Annotated in this window: 3 protein-coding genes; 1 reads left to right on the top strand and 2 read right to left on the bottom strand. The window is 29.5% G+C overall.

Annotation, left to right across the window (positions count from 1 at the left end):
- Both CR532_RS00005 and CR532_RS00010 read right to left on the bottom strand, forming a co-directional pair.
- Positions 1-1,059: a glycoside hydrolase family 3 N-terminal domain-containing protein gene (locus CR532_RS00005; protein ID WP_108729589.1), complete on the bottom strand. Its 1,059-nt coding sequence runs from the start codon at positions 1,057-1,059 to the stop codon at positions 1-3.
- Entirely contained in the window at positions 1,022-2,473 is a 1,452-nt protein-coding gene (locus CR532_RS00010) for a UTP--glucose-1-phosphate uridylyltransferase (protein ID WP_108728808.1), read from the bottom strand. The genes CR532_RS00005 and CR532_RS00010 overlap by 38 nt, the downstream gene beginning before the upstream one ends.
- Before the next feature lie 132 nt (positions 2,474-2,605).
- Between CR532_RS00010 and CR532_RS00015 the strand changes: the two genes are divergently transcribed.
- Positions 2,606-4,393: a phosphoglucomutase gene (locus CR532_RS00015; RefSeq protein WP_108728809.1), complete on the top strand. Its 1,788-nt coding sequence runs from the start codon at positions 2,606-2,608 to the stop codon at positions 4,391-4,393.

Here is a 4,393-nt window from a genome sequence, read left to right on the forward strand (position 1 = left end):
TTAAAATTTACCCTCAAAGCCTTCTGGAATAAGAACAACATCAATACCTGAATTTAAAGATTTTCTAATTGCATCCTCTAAACTAAAATTATTCACAATTGCTCCCATATCATATGCATCTGTTATTATAATACCATTAATATTTAAGTTATTCCTTATAATATCCACAATATCTCTTGACATACTACTTATATCTCTTGAAATTTTAGGAGCAATCACATGCCCAAGCATAATAAATTTTGCGTCTTTGCCAAAAATAAACGACACAAAATTATTTATCATTAAAAAATTTTTACTATAAGGTAGCAAGGCCAATTCTTTATGTGTATCCGCTTTAGTGCCTCCAAGTCCAGGAAAGTGTTTGACTATTGCAAAAACACCTTGCTCCTGTATCCCATCAATAAATGCCTCCACCATAAGACCAATATTATAGGCTAAATACCCAAAAGTCCTGCTACCCAAAGGGCTATCAGGAAAAAGTTTAGCATCAGCTACCGGTGCCATATTTAAATTGACGCCAAGTCGTCTGAGTTGCTTACCAAGAACTTCACCAATTTTATATGCCAAATGCACATCATCAGTCCTACCAACATACTCCATAGCGGGGAAATGATACACACCTAACTTTTTATTTTCACTGACTCTATTAACTATTCCTCCCTCTTCATCAACAGCAATAAAAATATCAGAACCAAGATACTTCCTTAATCCTTCAATCAACTCCTTAGTTTGCTCAGCATCTTTGAAATTTTCTCTAAATAAAATAATTCCTATTGGATTTATCTTGCCTATTTTATCAAGCTTATCACTACTAAGTTTTTGTACAGCACTAGGATTTGCAACATTCCTAATCCCAACAAACAAACGACGATCCTTTAGAATATTTTTAAAATCAACTTTCCCTAAAAATTGCTCAATATTGATAAGATCAGACTTATCCTTTTCGAAATATTCATATTCTATTTCAGGAACAGCTACTAATAAATATAAATTTAAAAAAAATAAGATCCCTAATGAAAACTTAAACACCCCAATTACCGCCCTTAGACACCAATCCATAATCATTCTGCAACAGCTTATTAAGGGATTTATTTAAATAATCAGCAATCTGAGTACTATCGCCTAGAAATTTATCATTTAGATAATTACTAGTAATTAGCATCTCAATAAACAACTTTGCAGGAAGAAATCTATCCCCTCTATTAACCCTAAAAATCAACGGATTGTCTACTATCTTTAGAACTTCCCAAGTTATTTGTTCAATTGCAGTATATTTACCGATCTCCTTATCTTGTTCAATCATTCTTACGGGTATCTCTGATATTATTCTATCGATATTCATTATTAAATATTCTAAATCAAAAAGACCAGTAGCACAATTAAATAAAATCTTATCTCCTCTACATTCAGCTTTTATCACAGCTTCTTTAGAAATAGCCCCACCAATATCAACGCATGTTAAGTCATCATCCTCATCTATGACCAAAACACCTCCTTTCATATCTAGTGCAGTTTTAACACTAAATTCAAAACCAGAAGAACTGTTCGTTATGGCCATTACGGCAAGAGCCTTTAAGTTAACAGTGAAACCAATATTATCAACATTGCCAATATACACGAATCTTTTTCCAGATTCATAGAGTTTAAAATAAATATCTCTTAGTACTCTAAAATTTTGACCATGCCCAGCAGGTAGAGCCAAAATATTTTTTTTATTGTCTTTCTTATAAGTAAAATACTCATATTGACCATCAGATAGTTTCCTATAGCAATACACTAAAGGCTGAACAGCTGTAAGAATATCTTCTTTTTTTAAGCCACAATAATTCAAATTTTTAATTACATCCTCGACAAAAATACCATCTAAAAAATTAGAAATAATTTCATTCGTACTAAAACTCGTCATCTGAAAAATTGAAGGCTTTATAATTTTACCATAAAGATCTGCACATCTCTTAGAAAGCATTAAAAGATGTCGAATTTTCAACGCTAAGAATGAAAATCCATAACTACCATTTTTGTTAATATATGCAGGTGTTATCCCTTTTGGTAAACTTTCGAAAGACTCCTTGGCTTCAAGTATTTTATCCTCATATAAAAGATATAATTCCTTGTTAAAATTATTATTTTTTATTAAATCAACATAACTAGTCGCAAATCCTCCATTCAAAATACCAAACGAAAGATAGGGATACAAAACTAATCCTAAACTTTCTAATTCGGCACCAGTAAAAATATAAAAATCATCTTCTGAACGCAAATAATTTGAAAAATCATAAATATACTTTTTTAAATTATTCTTAACAAGACCTTTTTTAAACTTAAATGTATCAATATCCCCAGCAAGATTAAAAATATTTTTACGACTTTCATCCGGAAAACTCTTAACACATACGCTTACAGTTTTGAGCTTGTGCATATTAAGCGCATCAAGCATCTTCTTAGAAAATTCCTCATCTATCACTTTGTTCATAAAGTAAAAGAACTCCATTTAAGTCAAAAGCAAACAACAGCTATTCCTACTAACACATTATATATCTTAGTACCTTATACTATAATATAATTATAAAATTAGAATATAAAAATAAACTATTAAAAGGAACTTATGTTAAAACATTATAGACTAAACATGATAAATTTAAGGAATGCTTTTAATGAAATGCTTCTCTCTCCTTCGGGATTTAGAAAAATATTTGCAAAATCAAAAGATGAAAATTCAATAGACTCTGAAATAAATGATGACGATAAAATATTAATTGCGATAATAACATTTACAATATCAAATTATTTTAAAGATAAACCAAAAAAGTATATTAATATAGGACTAGACTCAAGAGTAACTGGAAACATTATCTCAAAAATAGTAATTCAAACACTAATACTTAATAACAATAATATCAACTTTTTTGAAATACTTCCAATACCAGAAATTTTAGCTTATACAAAGAGTAGTGCAAACTCAAAAGGATTCATATATATTTCTGCCAGCCATAATCCTCAAGGATACAACGGATTTAAAATTGGCTTAGATGATGGAGGCGTACTAAATGCAAAAGAAATAAATAAAATAATAATTCAACTTAAATCAAATATTGAAAACGAAAATTTAATAAAATTCCTAATAGAAAATTTAATAAACTTTCATATAAATGATCCACATCTAAAACAATACGAAGCAACTATCAAAGCAAAGGCACACAATAAGACAAATTCCTATAACGCATATAAATCATTAATGCAAGAAATAATATACACAGATAAATGTAGCAAGGAAATTATTGAATCTTTAAAAGAAAACACCAAAAAAAATCCCATAGGAATAATAGGCGAAATGAATGGTAGCTCCCGAATTAATTCAATAGATAAAGAAATAATTGAATCTTTAGGATTAAAATTAGAACTTCATAACACACAAATTGGATCCTTTAAGCATGGAATGACTCCTGCAGGCGATTCTTTAAACATGTGTAAGCATATACTAGAAAAAAAATATAAGAAAGATAATTCTTTTCAACTAGGCTATGTCCCTGACTGTGACGGGGATAGAGGGAATTTGGTATTCATTAATAAAATTAAAGAAAAAGCAAACATTATTGAATCACAACAGCTATTTGCTCTCTCGGTACTATCAGAGCTTAGTTATCTTTACTATACTGGAGTTAAAAGCAACTTGGCAATTGTGGTAAATGACGCAACCTCATTAAATATTGAAAAAATAGCAAGTTTATTTAATACAGAAGTTCACAGAGTTGAAGTTGGTGAGGCTAACTTAACGGAAATGGCGGATATTTTAAGAAAAAAAGGTTTAATAGTGAAAATTTTAGGTGAAGGGTCTAATGGGGGAAATATTACATATCCTTCAAAAGTAAGAGATCCCCTAACAACGATTTTTAGCATAATAAAATTACTTAGAATAAAAGATCTGTACAAAACATGGTGCGAATTATCTAGCAATCAATACAAAGAAAACTACAATCTAGAAGATGTATTAAATACAATAAGTTTTTATAGTAATATAGACGCATCATCCACAAAGGCTATGATAAAAATTAAAGTAGAAAATCAGGGAATACTAAAAACTAATTATGAAAAATTATTAAAAAAAGAAATAAAAAATAACAATCAACTCTTTCAAAAATTGCTAATAGTTAATTATGAAATCATTAATTACGACGGAATTAATCAAAACCAAACTAGAACCGAAAACTCGTCAGGAGGTCTTAGGGTTTTGCTTAAAAATAAAAGCAACGAAATAATTGCAAGTTTATGGATGAGAGTCTCAAAAACAGAACCCATACTTAGAGTCTTGAGTGAAATTAGATCTGAGAACAAAGATAAATTACTGGAACTTCTAGATTTCAATAAACATCTAATAAAGGAAGCCCAATCGTAA

The organism is Candidatus Borreliella tachyglossi (assembly GCF_003076595.1).
Lineage (GTDB): Bacteria > Spirochaetota > Spirochaetia > Borreliales > Borreliaceae > Borrelia > Borrelia tachyglossi.

What these genes read in the sequence shown, in the direction of transcription:
- CR532_RS00005 (WP_108729589.1), bottom strand. Translation starts at nt 1,059, where the DNA reads ATGGATTGGTGTCTAAGGGCGGTAATTGGGGTGTTTAAGTTTTCATTA.
- CR532_RS00010 (WP_108728808.1), bottom strand. Translation starts at nt 2,473, where the DNA reads ATGAACAAAGTGATAGATGAGGAATTTTCTAAGAAGATGCTTGATGCG.
- CR532_RS00015 (WP_108728809.1), top strand. Translation starts at nt 2,606, where the DNA reads ATGTTAAAACATTATAGACTAAACATGATAAATTTAAGGAATGCTTTT.